The sequence below is a fragment of the Litorivivens lipolytica genome (assembly GCF_014191715.1).
GTDB lineage: Bacteria > Pseudomonadota > Gammaproteobacteria > Pseudomonadales > Spongiibacteraceae > Litorivivens > Litorivivens lipolytica.
On the sequence record NZ_JACHWY010000002.1, the window covers coordinates 484,254 to 503,491 of the forward strand.

18 protein-coding genes are annotated in these 19,238 nt (G+C 56.9%); 10 read left to right on the top strand and 8 right to left on the bottom strand.

Annotated features, from left to right (window positions below; all coding sequences use genetic code 11):
• The first annotated feature begins 52 nt into the window (after positions 1-52).
• The 3 genes from FHR99_RS10600 to FHR99_RS10610 all read left to right on the top strand — a co-directional run bounded on the left by FHR99_RS10600 (position 53) and on the right by FHR99_RS10610 (position 2,827).
• Complete coding sequence (locus FHR99_RS10600; RefSeq protein ID WP_183410627.1) at positions 53-910, top strand: hypothetical protein; 858 nt, start codon at positions 53-55, stop codon at positions 908-910.
• Positions 911-998: 88 nt separating this feature from the next.
• On the top strand, positions 999-2,219 hold the full coding sequence (locus FHR99_RS10605; RefSeq protein ID WP_183410628.1) for an argininosuccinate synthase: 1,221 nt from the start codon (positions 999-1,001) through the stop codon (positions 2,217-2,219).
• A 104-nt stretch (positions 2,220-2,323) separates the two neighbouring features.
• Entirely contained in the window at positions 2,324-2,827 is a 504-nt protein-coding gene (locus FHR99_RS10610) for a hypothetical protein (RefSeq protein WP_183410629.1), read from the top strand.
• Positions 2,828-2,873: 46 nt separating this feature from the next.
• Here FHR99_RS10610 and FHR99_RS10615 read toward each other — a convergent pair whose 3' ends face one another.
• A complete protein-coding gene (locus FHR99_RS10615; RefSeq protein ID WP_183410630.1) occupies positions 2,874-3,404 on the bottom strand; it encodes a response regulator transcription factor in 531 nt (176 codons plus the stop codon).
• Positions 3,397-4,695, bottom strand: a complete 1,299-nt coding sequence (locus FHR99_RS16595; protein ID WP_183410631.1) for an ATP-binding protein — start codon at positions 4,693-4,695, stop codon at positions 3,397-3,399. The genes FHR99_RS10615 and FHR99_RS16595 overlap by 8 nt, the downstream gene beginning before the upstream one ends.
• Positions 4,696-4,828: 133 nt before the next feature.
• Here FHR99_RS16595 and FHR99_RS10625 point away from each other — a divergent pair, with 133 nt between their 5' ends.
• Positions 4,829-5,878, top strand: a complete 1,050-nt coding sequence (locus tag FHR99_RS10625) for a transporter (RefSeq protein ID WP_183410632.1) — start codon at positions 4,829-4,831, stop codon at positions 5,876-5,878.
• Here the strand turns inward: FHR99_RS10625 and FHR99_RS10630 are convergent, their stop codons facing one another.
• On the bottom strand, positions 5,879-7,465 hold the full coding sequence (locus FHR99_RS10630; RefSeq protein WP_183410633.1) for a fatty acyl-CoA reductase: 1,587 nt from the start codon (positions 7,463-7,465) through the stop codon (positions 5,879-5,881).
• Between the two features lie 253 nt (positions 7,466-7,718).
• Between FHR99_RS10630 and FHR99_RS10635 the strand changes: the two genes are divergently transcribed.
• Genes FHR99_RS10635 through FHR99_RS10645 form a run of 3 tightly spaced genes read left to right on the top strand, consistent with a single transcriptional unit; the run spans position 7,719 to position 11,061 of the window.
• The gene (locus tag FHR99_RS10635) at positions 7,719-9,299 is read left to right on the top strand and encodes a peptide chain release factor 3 (RefSeq protein WP_183410634.1); all 1,581 of its coding nucleotides are present in this window, start codon (positions 7,719-7,721) and stop codon (positions 9,297-9,299) included.
• 20 nt (positions 9,300-9,319) lie between these two features.
• Complete coding sequence (locus FHR99_RS10640; RefSeq protein WP_246386725.1) at positions 9,320-10,039, top strand: pseudouridine synthase; 720 nt, start codon at positions 9,320-9,322, stop codon at positions 10,037-10,039.
• Positions 10,036-11,061 carry a methyltransferase gene (locus FHR99_RS10645; protein ID WP_183410635.1) on the top strand — a complete coding sequence of 342 codons (1,026 nt, stop codon included), beginning with the start codon at positions 10,036-10,038 and terminating at the stop codon, positions 11,059-11,061. Before FHR99_RS10640 ends, FHR99_RS10645 begins: the two co-directional genes overlap by 4 nt.
• A 34-nt stretch (positions 11,062-11,095) precedes the next feature.
• Here FHR99_RS10645 and FHR99_RS10650 read toward each other — a convergent pair whose 3' ends face one another.
• The 3 genes from FHR99_RS10650 to FHR99_RS10660 all read right to left on the bottom strand — a co-directional run bounded on the left by FHR99_RS10650 (position 11,096) and on the right by FHR99_RS10660 (position 15,174).
• On the bottom strand, positions 11,096-11,575 hold the full coding sequence (locus FHR99_RS10650) for a glutathione peroxidase (RefSeq protein ID WP_183410636.1): 480 nt from the start codon (positions 11,573-11,575) through the stop codon (positions 11,096-11,098).
• A 78-nt stretch (positions 11,576-11,653) separates the two neighbouring features.
• The gene (locus tag FHR99_RS10655; RefSeq protein WP_183410637.1) at positions 11,654-14,323 is read right to left on the bottom strand and encodes an AsmA family protein; all 2,670 of its coding nucleotides are present in this window, start codon (positions 14,321-14,323) and stop codon (positions 11,654-11,656) included.
• Positions 14,324-14,328: 5 nt separating this feature from the next.
• Positions 14,329-15,174 carry a MipA/OmpV family protein gene (locus tag FHR99_RS10660; RefSeq protein WP_183410638.1) on the bottom strand — a complete coding sequence of 282 codons (846 nt, stop codon included), beginning with the start codon at positions 15,172-15,174 and terminating at the stop codon, positions 14,329-14,331.
• Positions 15,175-15,288: 114 nt separating this feature from the next.
• Between FHR99_RS10660 and sfsA the strand changes: the two genes are divergently transcribed.
• Entirely contained in the window at positions 15,289-16,011 is a 723-nt protein-coding gene (gene sfsA, locus FHR99_RS10665) for a DNA/RNA nuclease SfsA (RefSeq protein WP_183410639.1), read from the top strand.
• Positions 16,012-16,017: 6 nt separating this feature from the next.
• Here the strand turns inward: sfsA and FHR99_RS10670 are convergent, their stop codons facing one another.
• Both FHR99_RS10670 and FHR99_RS10675 read right to left on the bottom strand, forming a co-directional pair.
• Positions 16,018-16,326, bottom strand: a complete 309-nt coding sequence (locus FHR99_RS10670; protein ID WP_183410640.1) for a Rieske (2Fe-2S) protein — start codon at positions 16,324-16,326, stop codon at positions 16,018-16,020.
• A 103-nt stretch (positions 16,327-16,429) separates the two neighbouring features.
• Positions 16,430-17,524 carry a patatin-like phospholipase family protein gene (locus FHR99_RS10675; RefSeq protein WP_183410641.1) on the bottom strand — a complete coding sequence of 365 codons (1,095 nt, stop codon included), beginning with the start codon at positions 17,522-17,524 and terminating at the stop codon, positions 16,430-16,432.
• 129 nt (positions 17,525-17,653) lie between these two features.
• On the opposite strand from FHR99_RS10675, the gene FHR99_RS10680 reads away from it, so the two are divergent.
• Entirely contained in the window at positions 17,654-18,358 is a 705-nt protein-coding gene (locus FHR99_RS10680) for a M15 family metallopeptidase (protein WP_343067521.1), read from the top strand.
• Entirely contained in the window at positions 18,355-19,140 is a 786-nt protein-coding gene (gene cysE, locus FHR99_RS10685; protein WP_183410643.1) for a serine O-acetyltransferase, read from the top strand. The genes FHR99_RS10680 and cysE overlap by 4 nt, the downstream gene beginning before the upstream one ends.
• The last annotated feature ends 98 nt before the right edge of the window (positions 19,141-19,238 follow it).

Genomic DNA, 19,238 nt, shown 5'->3' on the forward strand with positions numbered 1-19,238 from the left:
CGCGTCGATGCGCTACACTCAAAACTGAGATTACGATTGGATGAGACACAGAATGAAGGGATTTGTCGGTCTGTTGGCAGTCAGTCTATTGACGGCGGCAATGGCAGAAACCAAGCCGCTCGAGTCCGCGACCACCGGGGTGTCCTTGCGAGTACCGGCAGGCTTCGAGGGCGACTACGATGCGGATTTTGGCGGCTACGTGCTGCAGAAGGGGCAGACCCGGCTGGGGATATTTGCCTATTCCGAAGGCACCGTGCAGGAAACGGCGCTGGCCGTGTCCACGGCCTTGGAGCAGGCGGGCATCGAGATCAACTATGATCACGAGCCGCGCTATACCGAAAAAGGCGTGTTCGAGGCCTACCCCGGCCGATTCGAAAACCAGCCCATTGCCCTGCATATCTGCGCGGTCAGAGGTGGGGAGGGCAACACCTTTTCGGCGGTGGCGATGGCACCCAAGGGCTCCGAAGCGTCGTTGAAATCTCTGGTTGAGTCCCTGTGCCGCTCAGTGCAGTGGAGTATGCCGACGGGGCGACAGTGGGCGAGATTGTTCTGGGGGCGGCGTTTGACGGCAGCCGGCAGTGCATCCAATTACTCGCAGGGCGGCGCGGGCAATTATGGCTCCTACGCCAGCGGCACCACGGAAACCTATGATTTCTGTCGTAACGGGCAATATGCTTACGATTATCACAGCGAATCATTCATGTCGATTGAAGGCATGTCGGCGTCCAGCACCAATGCTGATAATCACAATGGTCAGTGGTGGCTGGTGGTGGATATCGGCGGCAAGGCGACCATGTTGATGGATGCTACCGACGGTCGGAGCTTCGAATTTCATACGCGCGAGCAGGGCGAGGGCGTGGCCATGGGGAATACCCATTTCACGGTATCCCAGAGCCAGCGCTGCTACTAGCGCGGGTTAGCCTCTGTTGTCGGGGCGGCGAATACGGTAGAATTCCGCCCCTTTTGAACACGCTCAACCGCCGTTTCTGGAGAATTCCATGTCTGCAATCAACAAAGTCGTCCTCGCCTATTCCGGGGGGCTCGATACCTCGGTTATCGCCAAATGGCTGCAGGAAACCTACGACTGCGAAGTAGTGACCTTCACGGCTGATATCGGTCAGGGCGAAGAAGTTGAGCCCGCCCGCGCCAAGGCCAAGGCGTTGGGTATCAAGGAAATCTATATTGACGACCTGCGCGAAGAGTACGTGCGCGATTTCGTCTACCCCATGTTTCGTGCGAACACCATTTACGAAGGCGAGTACCTGCTGGGCACCTCTATTGCTCGCCCGCTGATCGCCAAGCGCCTGATCGAGATTGCCAATGAAACTGGCGCCGACGCCATTTCCCACGGTGCGACTGGCAAGGGTAACGATCAAGTGCGTTTCGAGCTGGGTGCCTATGCTCTCAAGCCCGGCATTAAAGTCATTGCCCCCTGGCGTGAGTGGGATCTGAACTCCCGCGAAAAGCTGATGGCGTATTGTGAGCAACATCAGATCCCGGTGGATTTCTCCAGCAAGAAGAAAAAGTCTCCCTACTCCATGGATGCCAACCTGCTGCACATCTCCTACGAGGGCGGCAATCTGGAAGATCCTTATTGGGAAGCCGAAGAAGACATGTGGCGTTGGAGCGTCAGCCCCGAGGCTGCACCGGACAAGCCTACTTACATTGAACTGGGCTACAAAAACGGCGATCCCGTGACGCTGGATGGCAAGGAACTGAGCCCGGCCACCATGCTGGAGACCCTGAACAAGATTGCCGGTGCCAACGGCATCGGTCGTCTGGATCTGGTCGAAAACCGCTACGTGGGTATGAAGTCCCGCGGTTGCTACGAAACGCCCGGCGGCACCATCCTACTGCGTGCCCACCGTGCGATTGAATCGATCACTCTGGATCGCGAAGTCGCTCACCTGAAGGACGAGCTGATGCCGCGCTACGCCAATTTGATTTATAACGGTTACTGGTGGAGCCCCGAGCGCAAGATGCTGCAGGCCGCGATTGATGAATCACAGGCGTTTGTAAACGGTGTGGTGCGTCTGAAACTCTACAAAGGCAACGTGATTGTTGTTGGCCGCAAGTCCGACAACTCCCTGTTCGATGAAGCCATTGCAACCTTTGAAGACGACGCTGGCGCCTACGACCAGAAAGATGCGGAAGGCTTTATCAAGCTGAACGCCCTGCGTATGCGCATTGCGGCGAACAAGGGTCGTTCGCAATTCTAGAAATCGTAGGTTCCTCGTGTAACACTTACCGCTGTTAACAACATAAGAATTAAGGGGTAAGTGTGGTGCGAAAGGGAATTTTTGGGCTGCTCATGGCTAGCCTGATGTTACCAGTTTCTGCCAGTGCGTCTGACGATTTTGGCGGTTTCTTTTCCTGGAAGGTGCTGGGTGCTGACGCACGTATTGCAGGTGAGGAAGACAATGCACTTGGCTTTGGTTTTTCGGTAGGGGCGCGTTGGAAGAAAGCGTATCTGGAGTACGACTACAGTCGTGTAACCAGTTTCAAACCTGAATTTCAGTTTGATCCATTCTCACCTTCTAGGCATGCTTTTAACCTTGCTGTCGAGCAGGACTTGGCTATTTACAGTCACAATGCCTTTGTCGGTTACCGAGTAGGTCGAATCATTTACGCTGACTTCAAGGCCGGACACAGCTACCAGCGCATCAAGGAGGCTGGTGATGAAAAGCGTGTGTTGGATGAATTTAACACGCCTGCAGCGGGCATTGAGTTGGGCCTTGGAGGCGACTCACTGACACTGGGTCTGCAATATCTGTGGCTTGGTGACAACTACAAACAGACGGCGCTGACCCTGCGCGTGTTCTGGTAACAACAAGCTTTCGAGTTCGGCTCTCACGTCATACTTAGCTCACTACTTACTGCCGCACAGGTTTTTTAAGCAGTTTGCGCTGCAAGGTGCGGCGATGCATTCCCAATGCTCTGGCGGTAGCTGAAACGTTGCCGTCATTCTCTGCCAGTACTTTCTGAATATGCTCCCACTCCACCCGTTCTACGGAGGGCGGGTTGTCAGGTACGTCGACGTCAGCAGAGACCTGTGTGTCGAAGGCGGCGAGAACCTCCTTGATAGACGCCGGTTTGCAGAGGTAGTTATAGGCGCCCAGTCGCATAGCCTCCACAGCGGTGGCAATGCTGGAATAGCCGGTCAGCATGATCACCCGGCACTTGGGCTGTTTTGCCTGCAGCAGCTCAATCAATGAGAGGCCTGAGCGGCCTTCCATTTTTAAATCGACCAGGGCTTTCTGGAAGACTTGCTTGCTCAGCAGAATTTCTGCTTCATCTACGCCATTCGCGCAGCTTATCTTGAAGCCGCGTTTTTCCAGCGCGCGGGCCATGACATCCACAAAGACCTTGTCGTCGTCCACCAGTAACAGGTTCTGTTCACTCATCGGCGGGCCCCTTAAAGACAAAGACCTCGTTTGCGGGAAGGCGCAGTTCGACGCGGCTGCCGCGAGGTTCGCGGTTGTGCCAGACCAGTTTGCCGCCGTAGCGGTGAGCGGCGGCATTACTGACAAACAAACCAAGCCCCAGTCCACGGCCCTTGGTGGTGTAAAACGGTGTGCCGAGTTTTTCGGCCTGTGCGGCGGGAATGCCGGGGCCTTCGTCTTCAATCGCAACGACCAGCTCATCTTCTTCAATAAAGGCTCGCAGTGCCACAAAGGCCGGGCTGGCGTCGGCGGCGTTATTGAGCAAGTTGATCATGGCCTGTTCGAGGGTGGTATCCATCACCATCCGCGTATCGGCTGGCAGGTCAATATCGAAATCAGCATCGTGGGTCGACGGTCTAAGCAGTTGCCAGTGTTCGTGCAGCAGGGCAAAGAATTTACGGGCGGCAATAGTATCGGTGCGACCGGCGCTGAAATCCTGGGCGGTTGAGGTCAGGCGATTAAGAATCTGTTTACACAAACCCAACTGGGAATCGAGGGTGGCCACATCTCCGCGCAGGCTCTCGGGCAGGGCCGGATCATCTTGCAGTTCATCTGTCAGGATACGCATGGTGGCCAAGGGTGTTCCCAGCTCGTGGGCAGTGCCGGCAGCCAGCGTGGCGATGGCCAAAAGTTGTTCATCCTGCAATCGCTGCTCACGCACCTTGGCCAGCGCCTGATCCCGATGTCGCACGGCGCTGGCCATTTGCACCACAAAATAAGTGATAAGCGCGGCGCTGACCGCGAAGTTAAACCACATGCCTACCACATGCAGATTCAATCCGCCGCCACTGTGGTGAGGTTCCAGCGCCGCCAGCGGGTGGTAGAAAAACATGAGTATGCTGTAAGCAGTTAGGCTGGCGCCGGCGACCAAGCCGGTGAAGTGCCAGGGCAGGGTGGTGGCGGCTATACAAATGGGAACCAGAAAAAACGATACAAAGGGGTTGCTGGCCCCGCCCGCCTGATACAACACCAGCGCCAGCGTCAGCACGTCAACGAGCAGCTGGCACAGAAACTCGCCGTCCGTTACGGGCCAGTCGCGATTGGCGCGCCACCAGGTGCCGAGCGTGATCAAGCCAATAGCGCCAAAAATCAGGCTGAGCGTCAGTATCGGCAGGGCCCAGTTCAGCACCTCAACCGCATAAACAAAGGCGGCACACTGACCCACCAGCACCACGCTGCGCAGCAGACAGAGGCGTTTCAGGTTTAAGGGCGCTGAATCGCGCAGCTCGGCGGTTGAACGTTCAGTGGTCACGTCTTGGTCGGTTCAGGGGTTGATGCGTGCAGTATACGGACTCTCCCGGAGGGTGCCAGTGCGTCAGTTTGTCGCATTCAGCCACCCGCTTTGGGTTGTTAGAATTGCGGCCTCGATTTCCGGAGGTCCCCTCATGCCTGCTCAAACCAAAGCTCTGCAAATCGCCTTGCCGCTGCTGGCCTTGATGGCCGCGCCATTGGCGTCAGGCTCCGCCGCCCATCATCATGCCGCGAGCGTCGGTCCTGCCTCACACGCACCCATTGGCGTCATGGGCGATCACCGTCACAAGGCTGGTGAGTGGATGCTGTCTTACCGGGTCATGGATATGCGCATGGAGGGCCTGATGCAGGGCTCCAGTCAGGTTTCGGCTGGCGATGTGACGGGGACGATGATGATGCCCGGCAACTACATGGTCGCGCCCACACGCATGGATATGGAGATGCAAATGCTGGGTGCCATGTACGCACCTAGCGATGATCTGACGTTAATGCTGATGACGTCGTACAAGCGCAACGAGATGGATCACGTGACGCGCATGGGTATGCGCTTTACCACGCGCTCGGAAGGTCTCGGTGATACCAAAGTTGGCGGTCTGATCCGCCTGTTTGAAGCAGATGATCACAGCCACACCCTGCATCTGAATGCGGGGCTGAGTCTGCCGACCGGCTCGATTGATGAGAAAGACGATACCCCGTCCATGGCCGATGCCAAGCTGCCCTATGGTATGCAGTTGGGTAGCGGGAGTCTGGATCTGCTGCCCGGTATTACCTGGCAAGCCTATCAGGGCGCGTATAACTGGGGGGCGCAACTGTCGGCGGTGCTGCCCATGGAGCGCAACGACAATGACTATCGCCTCGGCAACAGTGCAGCGTTGACGGTGTGGCTTGCACGTAAAGCGACAGACTTCCTGTCCTACAGCCTGCGCCTGACCGGCGAATCCCAGGGCAAAATCGACGGCGAGCGCGATGATCTCAATCCGATGATGGTCACCACCGCAGATACCGATAACTACGGCGGCGATCGTCTCAGTCTGAGCTACGGCCTGAACGCCTATATTCCCGACGGCGCGCTACGCGGTCACCGCTTCGCGCTGGAATACACCCTGCCGCTGCATCAGGATCTCAACGGCGTGCAGCTGGAGCGCGAACCCTACTTTACCGCGGGCTGGCAGCTGGCCTTCTGATCAAGCGGCCTGCTGGCCCTTGCCCCCCGTTTTGGTCGATGTCTGGCTGGATGATTTACGCGGTGATGGCTTACCGTCGTTAAGGGCATAACTGTTCAGCCCGGCTATGTGCACCTTGCGGATATAGTGCTCCCAGTCGATCACGGCGGCGTCTACCGGAAAGCGGGCGTCGCGCCCGGTTTCTCCCATCCGTCTGCCCAGTGACTGCAACTGCTCGCTGTGGAACACGTAGTTGGGCGTTGCGTAAAAGGCAAAAATTTCCGCCAGCTTGTTCATCGCATTCAGGTTGCGCAGCAAGCGCGAGGGCTGATTGCGGCCCATCAACTTCAGAGTCTTGTCGCGGGTACTTAACGTGCGGCACAGCAAAAACAGACTGACATCAAACAGCTTGCGGTTAATTACCTTAAAGGGTTTGCGCGGTTCCACCTCAAACAGTTTCTCGTAGGTCATGTGGTTTTCCTGAGCTTCGCGCATCAGATGATCCACAAAGTCACCTAGCAATAGAGGGTTGCGCGCGCCACTGCAGGCCTGATAAATCCGGTGGCAGGGCGCAGCGCTCAGCAGTTCCGCACCGGCCAGAATGACCGCGTTGGCCACCAGGTCCGCCGGGATCACATCGATCACGCCACTGCGTTTGCCGGGGAAAAACACCACTTTCTGGCGGGCGTAGGCCAGCAGTACCGCGTCGGCCACTTTGACGCCTTCTATCCAGCCGGGCGTGGGTTCTTTCAGGGTGCTTTCGATAATCGCTGGGCGTACCACGGTCAGGGCCTTGCCCTTAAGTGCCTTGCGCAGATACTGCTCACCGAGCCATTTGGTAAAGGTGTAGGTATCGTTCCAGCCGTGGCGGCGGGATTCCCGTTCGCCCAATAGCACCAGCTGTTCGGCCAGCGCCCGGCCCTGGTAGTCTTTTTCCAGTTCGGCGATTTTCCCCTGCAGCTCGGCGACTAACGGTTCAATGTCGTACAGGCCGTCCGCATCTTTGGGAAGTTCTTCTCGCGCCGGTGGATTGAAGGTCTCGTAGATTGAGCCCCGCTGAAAACCGTTGACGTAACAAGTCGATACCTGCAGCACCGGAATGGCGCCGCCGGCAGCCGACAGTGCCACAATGTTGTGCAGGCAGAGGGTGTTGATCGACAGGGCGACATCCATGCGTTCGCGAAAATTAACGCTCGCGGCGGAATGCACAATCAGGTCGAGGCGGTCGGCCAGTTGCTGAAAGGCTTCGGCCTTCATCCCGAAATTGGCTTCAGTGACTTCGCCGGTCAGGCAGTGCACTTTCTCCTGCAGAAAACGCTCGAAGGCGGCGCGATTGCGCTGGCGCAGGGTGCTGAAGACCGAGGACGACATCACCTCGGCAATAAAGCGCTCGCGAGCCGTGGGGTAGTGTCGATTACCACGAATCAGCAGGTAAATGCCGCCAACCTGCGGTAAATCCCGAATCAGTTTCTCCAGAATCACCTTGCCAAGAAAGCCGGTGGTACCCGTGATCAGCAGGTGTTTTCCGGCCAGAGAGTGCTCTACCGGACGGTTGGGTGCAGGGCTTGATTTCGGGGTGGATGTTGGTGCGGATGCTGCGGTGGTCATGAATTCCTCCGGCGAGGGTGATAATTCCAATAGGGGTTGCCGCAAAGGCTACTGCGCGTGGATTGCAGGCGCATGACAACTCAGCGGCAAATCAGATAATGCATGAAGCGCGCCAGAACCTTGGCTCCCTTGACGGTGAAGGGGAGCACTGGCAACGAAGGCTTGTAGAGTAGTGGAGAAGAATCCGTGTAGACAGGGCGCGGTGTAGGTATAATTCACGGCCCATTTGCCGGCAGATTATTGAACTTATTCCATGAGCAGTTTTACCGACGCCGTCGCCCGACGCCGCACCTTCGCCATCATTTCTCACCCGGATGCGGGTAAGACCACCATTACCGAAAAGCTGCTCTTGCTGGGCCAGTTGATTCAGGTGGCAGGAACCGTCAAGGGCAAGAAATCCGATCGCCACGCCACCTCGGACTGGATGAGCATGGAGCAGGAGCGTGGTATCTCGGTGACCTCGTCGGTGATGCAGTTCCCCTATAAGGAGCGGATGGTCAATCTGCTGGATACGCCCGGTCACGAAGATTTCTCGGAAGATACCTACCGCACCCTGACCGCAGTGGATTCGGCGCTGATGGTGATCGACGGTGCCAAGGGTGTCGAAGATCGCACCATCAAGCTGATGAACGTGTGTCGCCTGCGTGATACTCCGATTCTTAGCTTTGTGAACAAGATGGACCGCGACATTCGCGATCCGATCGAGCTGCTGGACGAAGTGGAATCGGTTTTAGGAATCGCCGCCGCGCCAATCAACTGGCCGATGGGCATGGGCAGCGAGTTCAAGGGGGTCTACAACCTCTATACCGATACCCTGCACGTATTCAAGCCGGGTCAGAACAAAGTGATTGCCGAAGATATTCAGATCAACGGCCTGGAGTCCGAGGAAGCCAAGAATCTGCTGGGCGATATGCACGAAGATTTCATCGACGAGATCGAACTGGTGCGCGGTGCCAGCCACGAGTTTGATCTGGAGGCCTACCGCGAAGGCAAGCTGACGCCGGTTTTCTTCGGGACCGCACTGGCCAACTTCGGTGTTCGGGAAATGCTGGATGGCTTTGTTGAGTGGGCGCCGGCGCCACTGCCCCGTGCTACCGAAAACCGTCAGGTCGAGGCAACGGAAGAAAAGTTCAGTGGCTTTGTGTTCAAGATTCAGGCGAACATGGACCCGCGTCACCGGGACCGTATTGCCTTCTTGCGCATCTGTTCGGGCAAATACACCAAGGGCTTGAAAATGCGCCACGTGCGCCTTGGTAAGGATGTAAAGATTGCCGACGCGGTCAGCTTTGTGGCCGGTGACCGGGAGCTGGTGGAAGAGGCAATGTCCGGTGATATTATCGGCCTGCACAACCACGGTACCATTCAGCTTGGCGACACCTTTACCGAAGGTGAAGAACTGAAATTTACTGGTATTCCGCACTTTGCACCGGAACTGTTCAAGCGCATTCGCCTGCGCGATCCGATGAAATCCAAGCAGTTGCAGAAGGGGTTGCAGCAGCTGGCGGAAGAGGGTTCGACTCAGGTATTTATGCCGCTCAATAACTCCGATCTGATCGTGGGTGCGGTGGGGGTGTTACAGTTTGAAGTTGTGGCCTATCGCCTGAAGGACGAATACAAGGTCGAAGCCATTTATGAGCCGGTCAACGTACACACGGTACGCTGGGTGGAATGCAAGGATGCGAAAAAACTCGAAGAATTCAAACGCAAGTGTAGCGATAACCTAGCCCTGGACGGTGGTGGTCACCTTACCTATCTGGCCCCCACTCGCGTCAACCTGCAGTTGACCCAGGAGCGCTACCCGGATATAGAATTCTTCTCTACCAGAGAGCACTAAATCGCGAGTACACAATAACAATGAAAGAAAGCCTGCGTCTGGATCGCTATGTTTCGAGTGTCACTGACTACTCGCGTAGCGATGCCAAAAAACTGATCAAAACCGGTGAGGTATCAGTAAACGGCCAGGTTCTGCACAATCCTGCTATCTCCGTTCCCTCTGATGCGCAGCTTGAAATAAGTGGTCAGTTTGTCCGCCAGGCTGAGCATCGCTATTTCATGCTCAACAAGCCGGATGACTATGTCTGCGCCAATCGCGATCGGCGGCATGCAACGGTGATGGATCTGCTCGACGAGGATAATCTCGATAATTTGATTATTGCCGGTCGTCTTGATCGCGATACCACGGGCCTGGTACTGATTACCGACAACGGCCAGTGGGCGCATCAGGTGATGTCACCCAAAAGCCGTTGCTACAAGCGCTACCGGGTCCAATTGGAGAAGGCGGTACCGGAAAGCGCCGTCGATCGGTTTGCGAAGGGGCTTTTTATTCAGGAAGAAAAGCGCCGTACCCTGCCTGCGCGGCTCAATCTGCTGAGTGAAAAGGAAGCCCTGCTCGAAATCTGCGAGGGGCGTTTTCATCAGGTGAAGCGGATGTTCGCCGCCATCGACAACCATGTGGTGGGTTTGCACCGGGAAGCGATTGGTGAACTGGAGCTGGATTTGTCATTGGCGGAAGGTGAATACCGGAGCCTGACAGCAGAAGAAGTCGCTATTGTGCTCGGGAATGCTCAGGCGTGAGTGACGCCTCGCTGGAGCAACTCTATGCCGCGCTGCATGACGATGTGGAATCCCTGCTGATTGCAGACGAGCATTGCTTCAGCGTCCCTCCGGTTCGAGAACTCCGCGTGGTGAGCAATCGCGTGGACGTAGCGGAGCGTATGCAGCTTGCCGGCCTGGACTGTAGCCTCAATGATTTTGAACTTGGTGAATACCAAGGCATTCGCCGCATTTACTACCGAGTTTCAAAAGAAAAGCCGCTTGTTCATCACTGCATTAATCAGGCGCTGGCGCTGCTGCCGCCGGGTGGCGAGCTGGTTCTGTCCGGTGAAAAGGGCGACGGCATCAAAACCTATTACGACAAAGCGCGCGCCTTGGTGGGTGCTGAAAAATCGCTGAAGAAGCTCAAGGGCAATGCTTTCCTCGGACGCATCGTCAAACAGTCAGAACCCTCAGGGCTACTCGACGATAGCGACTATTGCTCGCTGCGCCCCATCACAGATTCGCCTGCCCCGGGCCTTTTCAGCAAACCCGGTGTTTACGGCTGGCAGAAGATCGATCGCGGTAGTGCTCTCCTGATCGAAGCCCTGCAGGCACTGAAACCGGATCCGGAGCGTGTTCAAACCCTGCTGGATCTGGGCTGTGGTTATGGCTATCTGAGTGTGCTGGCGCATCAGCTGTTGCCGCAGACGCGTATTGTGGCGACGGATAACAATGCTGCTGCCATTGCGGCCTGTCAGCAGAATTTTGCCGAGCACGCGATCAAGGGAGAAGTCGTCGCTGCAGATTGTGCGCAGGGCATTGAACAGAGTTTTGATTGCGTGCTTTGTAACCCGCCCTTTCACAAAGGTTTTGATGTGCACGGCGATCTGACTCGCCTGTTTCTCGAGCGCGCTGCCGAGCGGTTAAAGCCAGGCGGTAGAGCATTGTTTGTGGTCAATCAGTTTATTGCGCTGGAGCAAAAAGCCGAGGGCTTGTTTGCGCGCAGTGAGCGGGTGCTTGAAGGGCAGGGCTTTAAGGTTTTGCTGTTGCACGGCCACTGAGAATTTATCACAGCGGCCGCGCGACTGAGGCTGCTTACAACAGTGACTGAATCTTTGCTTCGATCTTTTCCGGCGTTGTCGCCGGGGCAAAGCGCGCCACCACTTCACCTTCACGGTTGATCAGAAACTTGGTGAAGTTCCATTTGATTCTCTTCGTGCCAAGAACACCCGGTGCCTCGCTTTTGAGGTGGTTGAATAGCGGGTGCGCGTTGTCGCCATTTACATCGACCTTGGCGTGCATCGGGAAACTGACACCGTAGTTCAGCTGACAGAATTCCTGTATCTGACCGTTGCTGCCCGGATCCTGCTTGCCGAACTGGTTGCAGGGAAAGCCAAGGATGGTCAGCCCCTTTTCCTTGTATCTCTTGTAGATGGCTTCCAATCCTTCCAGCTGGGGCGTGAAGCCGCATTTGCTGGCGGTATTCACTACCAGTAATACTTGGCCGCGGTAGTCTGCCAGCGATTTTTTGGCGCCACCAATGGATTCTGCTTCAAAGTCATACACCGTACTCATCGTGCTCTCCCTCGTGTTCTCTATAGTTTGTTAAGTTCTGGCATTGTGCTGGAATGTCCGGAAAAAGCAATCGACCGGTCAGCCGGGTGCGGCTTCTGCCCGCGCGGGCTCACCGGTTTGCGGTGCTGTTTCTTCCTGCTCAGGTTCTTCCTGAACTGGTTCCGGAATATCCAGCTCCAGTTTTTTGTTTGGATCACAGGCGCTGCCCGAGTTGGCTGCCCGTTCAATCAGGCTTTGGGCTACCAGTGAGGCGCCGCCGGTGGCCATAGCGGCGCCGGTTGAAAGGGCCGAGGTCAGCAGGCCGCCGGCGTCGACGCCGATGCCGGGCGAGGTGATGGGGCCAGTCAGCTTGACCAGCTTAACCACCTGACTGAGGTTGACGCCCAAGCCCTTGCGGGCAATGGGCGTGAAGTTCATCGACAGCCGCTCCTTGCGAAGATTGACCTTGCCCTTGCCGATAATTTTCATTTTGCTGGTTTCAACGTGCATGGCGCGGTCGCTGGTCATAATCCCGTCTTTGACATCAAAGTACAGGGCCACACATTCCAGTTCAGTGGTTGGGTCGGACTTGGCAAAGGGATTCAGTTTGCCCACCAGCTCGCTAAAGATATCTGAGCCGATCAGGTTGACCTTATTGTTGTTCATCACCATATCCTGGGCTTTGACATCAATGGTGCCGTTGAGCGCGCTGGCCAGTTCATGGGGGCTAAGGCCTTCGGTGCGGAGTTTGATGGTGACCTTGCCGTGGCCATTGCGAATCTGGGCGGCTTGATCCAGCCCCAACCCACCTAGGTTTTTGCTGTCCATCAGCAATTCCGTGCGCACTTTGGTATTTTTGTCGGTGAACTGGCTATCCAGACTGAGATCTACCGAGCTTTCAGGAAGCGCAACGCGGCTATTGCGGGTCGTCAGGCGGCCATCCTTGAGCTGGGCGATAATTGCGACTTCATCAATCTGGTTGATGCCGGTGCGCAGGGATTTGATATCGAGGGAAATCTCCGCGTCCATGTCACGAAGCATTGTCGTGTCAATCGGCTCGCGCGAAAACAAGGGGGCATCCTCGTCTGAGGCCGCGTTGTCGGCTGCGGTCTGCGCAGCCTGAGGTGCGTCAGTTTGTTCCGCTTCCATAAAGCGGGTGTCGAGGTTGCGACCGTTGGCAATAACCTTCAGAAGTGGCCGGTCGCCATCGGTGTAGCGGGCTTCAATATCCAGCTGCTGCTCGCCCAGGGCGATGGCCAGATCGGGCGTCAGGGTTTTATCGTCGCTGTTGAAGGTGCCTGTGATCGCCAGAGCGCCGGCCTCGCGGTAGGGCAGGTTGGCAATTTTCCAGAGTTCGGCGGTGTTTGGGCTGTCCACCTTCAACTCCAGTTCCTGCCCGGCCAGACCATTGAGATTGGCTCGACCGTTTGCTGCGAGCGCTACCGTGCCGTTGAGCTTCGCTGTCAGTGTCACCTTGGCATCGGCGCCTTCCGTTTGCTTGCCCAGCGCGTGGACTTCGGCGTTCACCGCCAGTGCATCGAGCGCATGTTTGTCATAGCGCAGGTTGCCGCCACTCAGTGCCAGCGCCAGTTTTGGCGTGCTGTTTTCGCTGCGCAGTACCAGATGGCTTTCCAGTTGCTCGGCGCTCATACCCTGCGCGATCAGTGAGCCGACTTTGATATCGACATCCAGCGCCAGGTCGCTCAGCGCGCTCCAATCAATGGCCGCCTCACCTTTTTCACCCGGCTCGGTAATGGCCTGCTCCACGTCTTCTGCGCTCTCTTCGGCAGCCTCATCAAAAGTTTCAGAATTCTCGAACAATGCCTGTAACTGGTCGATATCCAGCGCCGGTGACTCGAGGCTGGCGGTCAGGTGACGTTCCTTGGGTGAAAACGTTGCCTTGCCGTTCAGGCGCTGTTCGCCGAGCTGAAGCGCGACATTGTCGAGCTGATAATGGGCACCAATGGCAAAATCGGCGGCCAGCGTAGCTTTGGGCAGCTCCGGAATTTTGGTGCCGAGCAGGGCGCTCAGAAAAGCCGTATTTTCCAGGCTGAGATTGAGCTTGCCGCGGCTGCCATCAAAGTAGGGGCGGGTGCTGACCGTTGCCTGTAGCAGGGTTTCCAGCTGCTCGTGGTTAAGGCCGACGTTGAGCGCAAGCTGGTTTTCAGACTCCAGCACAAAGTCGCCGTTTACCTTGAAAGTCTGCTCGTCGATGGTGGTCTGCAGGGTCAGGGTGGCCTTTTCGGCGGCGGTGCGTTCAAGGCTGAGGTTGCTGACTTTGATGTTGCGGGCCTGACCGGGGAGTCGAATTTCCGCCTGACCGTTTTCAATTTCCAGACTGTAAAAGGCAAAGTCTGCGGGCAGCGGCAGGGCAGTAGGTTCGCTCGGCGGCGCAGGCGGGGCATCGGATTGTGGCCAGTTGCTGCGGCCTTCGTCGTCCATGGTGTAGAAAAACGCGGGAGCATTCAGCTTTAGGGTGAAAAAAGGCGCCGATAGGCTCGGCCAGTCCGACAGCGTCAAGGTGACCTGATTGGCGCTGACCAGTGTCTCACCGCGGTAGGCTAGCCTGAACTCGTCGGCTTCAAGGCGGGTGGGCTTCAGCCCCGTCGTTAATTTGCCAAAGGTGAGGTCCAATCCAGTTTGGTCTGCCACCAGCCGGTTGAGGGGTTTCTTGAACCAGTCGGGCTGAATTAGAACGAGGGAGACGGTGGTGAGCAGCACCAGCAACAGGCTGGCCAGCACGACGAGAAAAAAACGGAATACCTTCATGCCGTTCAGGGTACCAAGGTTGAAGATTTAAAGAGTGTACGTGACAGGGCAAAACTTAGATAAATTCCGTAATTTTGTCGAAACAGCGGCCCGTCATCGAAACTGACATTATCCAGATTGTAGTAAGTCAGGGCTGTGTAGAGATTCCAGTCCTTGCGAAAACGCCAGCGGACAAAGCCTGCCAGCGCGGTTCCGCCATAGCCAGCCTCCGCTTGGTAGATCGGGCGAATGGGGGTCGCAAACTCCGCATCTACATTGTGAAAAAAGCCGTGATAACCGTCATTGCCGTAGAGAGCTTCGAGACTGGCGCCCCAGCGCACAGAGCCCGTTTGCTGAAATTCCCAGCGGAGTTCCGGGTTCAGCACCCAGCCCTCGTAGTGCATACCGCTGTCGCCGACGGAGATCAGGGCGCGACTTTTGAATTCGCCGGTGACGCGATGAGGTGAGTTCAGGGTGAATTTGTAGGTAATGGCAGGCCCGATTTCAAAAGCCGGATCGAGGTCGTCCATGCCTTCCCGGGCACTGTTATCTTCGCTGTTGACGGGCAGTGAACCGCCGCCACTGATATCCAGCTCCAGTCGTTCACTCTTGAAAAACAGGCCCTGAATGCCGTCGTCGTCCGCTTTCAGAAAGTCTCCCCGGTAAACCACGGAGGGAAACGGCAGTAAATAAAGGCTCTCTTCATCCGCGCCCAGATAATCCGGGCGGTGCAACATGACCGTGCCGATGCCCAGCTCCCACAGCGGTTTTTTGCCAGTAGCGGGCACCGGCGCCGCGTCGGGTGTCGCGGTTTCAGCCTGCAAGGGTAGGGCGATGATCAGCCCCAGCAGCGTCAGCGTGATTATTTTCAAGGTCAGGGGTGTCCTGTGGTTGAAGTCGGTCGGGCCAGCGCGCGACGAAACTGTTAGAGTGCGGCTGCCAACTTATAACATATTCTGAATTCCATAAAATTCCGAGCGTAGAGAATGTCTGATCACTGGATTTGTGCGCGCCTGTTGCGACGCTACAAGCGCTTTTTGGCTGATGTGGTGCTGGAGAGCGGCGAAGAAGTTACGGTGCACTGCCCCAATACCGGTGCCATGACCGGTTGCGTGGAGGAGGGCGCCACCGTGTGGCTGTCGGTGTCTGATAACCCCAAACGCAAGTATCCGATGACTTGGGAGATCATAGAGCGCAGCAATGGTGACGCAATCTGCGTGCACTCTGCGCGCGCCAATGCGGTGGTGGAAGAAGCGATTACCAAGGGCGTGATCGCAGAGCTACAGGGTTTTTCCCACTGCCAGCGCGAGGTCAAAATTGCCAGCGGCACGCGCGCAGATTTTGTGCTCAGCGAGCCCGGGCGCTGCGTGGTGGAAGTCAAAAGCGTCACGCTGGGTTTGGGGGATGGCTATGGTGCTTTTCCGGATGCGGTCAGCGACCGCGCGAGACGCCATGTGGAAGAGCTGATTGCTATCGCCGCGCAGGGTGATCGAGCGGTCTTGGTCTTGCTGGCCATGCACACGGGTATCGAGCGACTGGGCCCTGCCGATGGCATCGATCCGCGTTATGGCGATACGCTGCGCCGTGCCATCGCTGAGGGGGTGGAGGTCCTGGCTTACGGCTGTGAGGTTGGCCCGGAAGGTGTTCGCGCGACTGCCGCGCTGGAGTTTCTGCCCCAGTTGCCCGCGGCGATCATTGAGCGAATGTAATATCTCTCAGGCCAGATGCACTTCGCCGTCGCGTTCGCAGATGGCGACCGCTTCCAGCGCCTGTCCCAAACAGGGGCCAGCGACACATTCCCCGCTTTCAATAACAAACAGGGCGCCGTGGGTAGCGCATTGAATCAGGGCGTTGTCAGCATCCAGAAACTGGTGCTCCAGCCAGTTCAGTTCCACGCCCAGATGGGGGCAGTTATTGCGGTAGGCAAAGACCTGACCGTCGCGCTTTACGACAAACAATCCCTGCTCGTCGAGCCCGAGGCTGCCCGGGTCGTCGAGTTCGTCGCTGCGGCAAAGAAAGGTCATGGCATCTCCTGAGGTTGAGTTAAGCGGCGCGCATTGTACCAGTCAGGAAAAAGCGCGGGCAGCTCAAGACCTCAAGATTGTCTCCAATGTCAGCCAAGCGATCTCAGGTTTTTTGTTCTGGCTGAGCTTTATCGCCGATTGCTGACTTGGGGTCGGGGTGCACCTTTTCCATGGTGGCACTGACCATCTTGCTGGCGTCCAGTGGTGGCTGGAGTTCTGGCTCTTCGGGCTCGGGCGGGCGGCGGTGATCATCGTCTGCCAGCTCGAGCGCATATTCGATTTCCGGCCATAGCCGATCCACAACCGCGCGGCCTTCTTCAATGGCGTCTGCCGCCCGGGAAAACTCCAGAAAGCCAACATGAGACAGACGGGGCGACAGCGTGACGTCGGCGGGTTCGCCCGCCATCCGGCTGCGGGTGATGCGATCCTGCATCACATTGATTGCACTGAGCATCACGTTCAGCGCGCCCGGTGCCTGTGCTTTGTCGCCGCTGCTCCACAGGTTGGTAGCCGCACCTTTGATGGATTGGCCCAAGCGGCTCAGCATGGAGAATTCGCTATCGTCCAAAGCTTCGTCAGGAATTTCGGGTTCTGGTTCTTGCGTGTTTACCGAGGTAATTTTTTTCGGGGGTTTAAGTAAATCGCTGTTGAGATTGACCGCGATAATGGTCTCCGCACCCAGTGCGCGACCGACGGACACCGGCACCGGGTTTACCAGACCGCCATCCACCAGCCAGTGATTGCCTTGCGCGATGGGGACCAGAATGCCGGGGATGGCGATAGAGGCGCGTACCGCGTCCCAAATCGGGCCTTCCTGCAACCAGGTTTCGCGGCCGCGGTAGAGGTCTGTGGCAACGGCGGTGTAGCGCAGCGGGAGATCTTCTATGTTCGGGTTGCCGTAGTTTTTCTTGAAAAAATCGATCAGTCGGCCGCCTTGAGCGACGCCGCCGGAGGCCAGTAGGCGAATATCCATATAGTGGAGGATGTCGCTGTTGGTGAGGCCGCTGACCCAGTCGGCAAAGTGGTCGAGTTTGCCGCAGGCATAAACCGCCGCCACCAGTGCCCCTGCTGATGTGCCGCAGACGATGTCCGGTTTAATGCCGCGTTCTTCGAGGCGCTGAATCACACCGATATGCGCCATTCCCCGCGCGCTGCCACTGCCGAGTGCCAGTGCGATTCGCTTTTTATGATCAGCCATTGCAGAATTCCATTCCGATTACCCCAGAGGCAGCGTTAACGCGGTCAGTTACCGCACGCTATTGTCGCTATAGTGGGGGCAAGTTATGAAGCCTTCAACGCCGAAGGTCATGGCATAGGGAAAATGTTTGTGAATGTTGCGCAAATCACCGGTCGGGACGAGAGCTTTCTGATTGAGCTGACACCGCCCCATCGGTTGCATCCCCAGGTTGCTGACGCTTTTTCCCGCTTGCAGGTGCGCGCCCGGAGCGCCGGATTTGATCTGCAGCCGGTGAGTTGTTTTCGTTCCTTTGAGCGTCAGCTCGCGATCTGGAATGCTAAAGCGAACGGTAGTCGTGCGGTATTGGATGCTGACGGTAAGCCACTGTCGCGCGAACAGTTCAGCGATTGGCAGTGGGTCGAGGCTATTTTGCGTTGGTCTGCCTTGCCGGGTGCTTCCCGCCATCACTGGGGTACCGATCTCGACGTGTACGATGCGGCGGCGGTAGCACCCGACTACGCCGTGCAACTAACCCCGACGGAAGTGAATGCCCGCGGCCCATTTGCTCCTCTGCACAGCTGGCTGGATGAGCAGATCGCCGCTGGCAACAGTGAAGGTTTTTTTCGTCCCTATGCCAGAGATAAAGGCGGCGTGGCCCCCGAGCGCTGGCATTTGAGTTTTGCGCCGTTGGCCGCTGAGTGTGAGCGCTTACTTGAGAGCGAGGTGCTGCTGAAGGTGTTGCGCGAGTGTGACACACTGGCGTTGGGATCCGCGGTTGAAGCCCATTGGCAGGAAATTTTTACCCGTTTTGTCACGCCGGCCGTTTCGGCTTGCGAGCAGGAGAACAGGCAATGAGTGTGCAGCACGACAGTGACAAGTTGTGGCAGACCATTCGCGATGAGGTGCGCGAATTCAGTGAGCGCGAGCCGACGCTGGCCAGTTACTACTATGCCAACGTCCTCAGCCACCCCTCTCTGGGGTCGGCGCTGAGTTTTCACCTGGCAACGCGCCTAGGATGTGACAGTGTGCCAGAAATGACATTAAGTGAGGTCTTTACTGCGGCAATGGCCGATGACCCTGCCATACTGGAAGCTGTAGTAGCCGATATTTACGCAGTCTACGAGCGCGATCCGGCCTGCAATCACTATGTGCTGCCGGTGCTTTTTTTCAAGGGTTTTCAGGCAGTTCAGGCCTATCGTTTCGCGCATTGGCTGTGGCGAAAATCACGTCGCTCGCTGGCGCTGTTTCTGCAAAATCGCATTTCTACCACGCTGGATGTGGATATTCATCCGGCGGCGCAGCTTGGCAAAGGCATTATGGTCGATCACGCAACTGGCGTGGTGATCGGCGAAACGGCCCGAGTCGGTGATAACGTCTCATTGCTGCACGGCGTTACACTGGGTGGCTCAGGTACCGGTCATCGGCCTCGGCACCCCCAGGTGGGGGACGGTGTATTGATTAGTGTCGGCGCAAAGTTGTTGGGCAATATCACCATCGGTGAAGGCGCGAAAATTGCCGGGGGTAGTCTGGTCGTTAGTGATGTGCCGCCGCATGTCACGGTGGCTGGGGTTCCGGCAAAAGTCGTCGGAAAACCAGCTCATTACGCGCCCTCGCTGGATATGGATCACGGCATGTAAAAATTTCTATTGAAAGATCGCTCGATAAGCGTAGAGTTAGGCGCACGTAAGTAACGACTAACACGGAACGTTTGTGGCGAAAGCGGGAGGCTGGTGCT

Bases quoted from the DNA above. Each gene is read 5' to 3' on its own strand.
- FHR99_RS10600 (WP_183410627.1), top strand. From the start codon at position 53: ATGAAGGGATTTGTCGGTCTGTTGGCAGTCAGTCTATTGACGGCGGCA.
- FHR99_RS10605 (WP_183410628.1), top strand. From the start codon at position 999: ATGTCTGCAATCAACAAAGTCGTCCTCGCCTATTCCGGGGGGCTCGAT.
- FHR99_RS10610 (WP_183410629.1), top strand. From the start codon at position 2,324: ATGTTACCAGTTTCTGCCAGTGCGTCTGACGATTTTGGCGGTTTCTTT.
- FHR99_RS10615 (WP_183410630.1), bottom strand. From the start codon at position 3,404: ATGAGTGAACAGAACCTGTTACTGGTGGACGACGACAAGGTCTTTGTG.
- FHR99_RS10625 (WP_183410632.1), top strand. From the start codon at position 4,829: ATGCCTGCTCAAACCAAAGCTCTGCAAATCGCCTTGCCGCTGCTGGCC.
- FHR99_RS10630 (WP_183410633.1), bottom strand. From the start codon at position 7,465: ATGACCACCGCAGCATCCGCACCAACATCCACCCCGAAATCAAGCCCT.
- FHR99_RS10635 (WP_183410634.1), top strand. From the start codon at position 7,719: ATGAGCAGTTTTACCGACGCCGTCGCCCGACGCCGCACCTTCGCCATC.
- FHR99_RS10640 (WP_246386725.1), top strand. From the start codon at position 9,320: ATGAAAGAAAGCCTGCGTCTGGATCGCTATGTTTCGAGTGTCACTGAC.
- FHR99_RS10650 (WP_183410636.1), bottom strand. From the start codon at position 11,575: ATGAGTACGGTGTATGACTTTGAAGCAGAATCCATTGGTGGCGCCAAA.
- FHR99_RS10655 (WP_183410637.1), bottom strand. From the start codon at position 14,323: ATGAAGGTATTCCGTTTTTTTCTCGTCGTGCTGGCCAGCCTGTTGCTG.
- sfsA (WP_183410639.1), top strand. From the start codon at position 15,289: ATGTCTGATCACTGGATTTGTGCGCGCCTGTTGCGACGCTACAAGCGC.
- FHR99_RS10670 (WP_183410640.1), bottom strand. From the start codon at position 16,326: ATGACCTTTCTTTGCCGCAGCGACGAACTCGACGACCCGGGCAGCCTC.
- FHR99_RS10675 (WP_183410641.1), bottom strand. From the start codon at position 17,524: ATGGCTGATCATAAAAAGCGAATCGCACTGGCACTCGGCAGTGGCAGC.
- cysE (WP_183410643.1), top strand. From the start codon at position 18,355: ATGAGTGTGCAGCACGACAGTGACAAGTTGTGGCAGACCATTCGCGAT.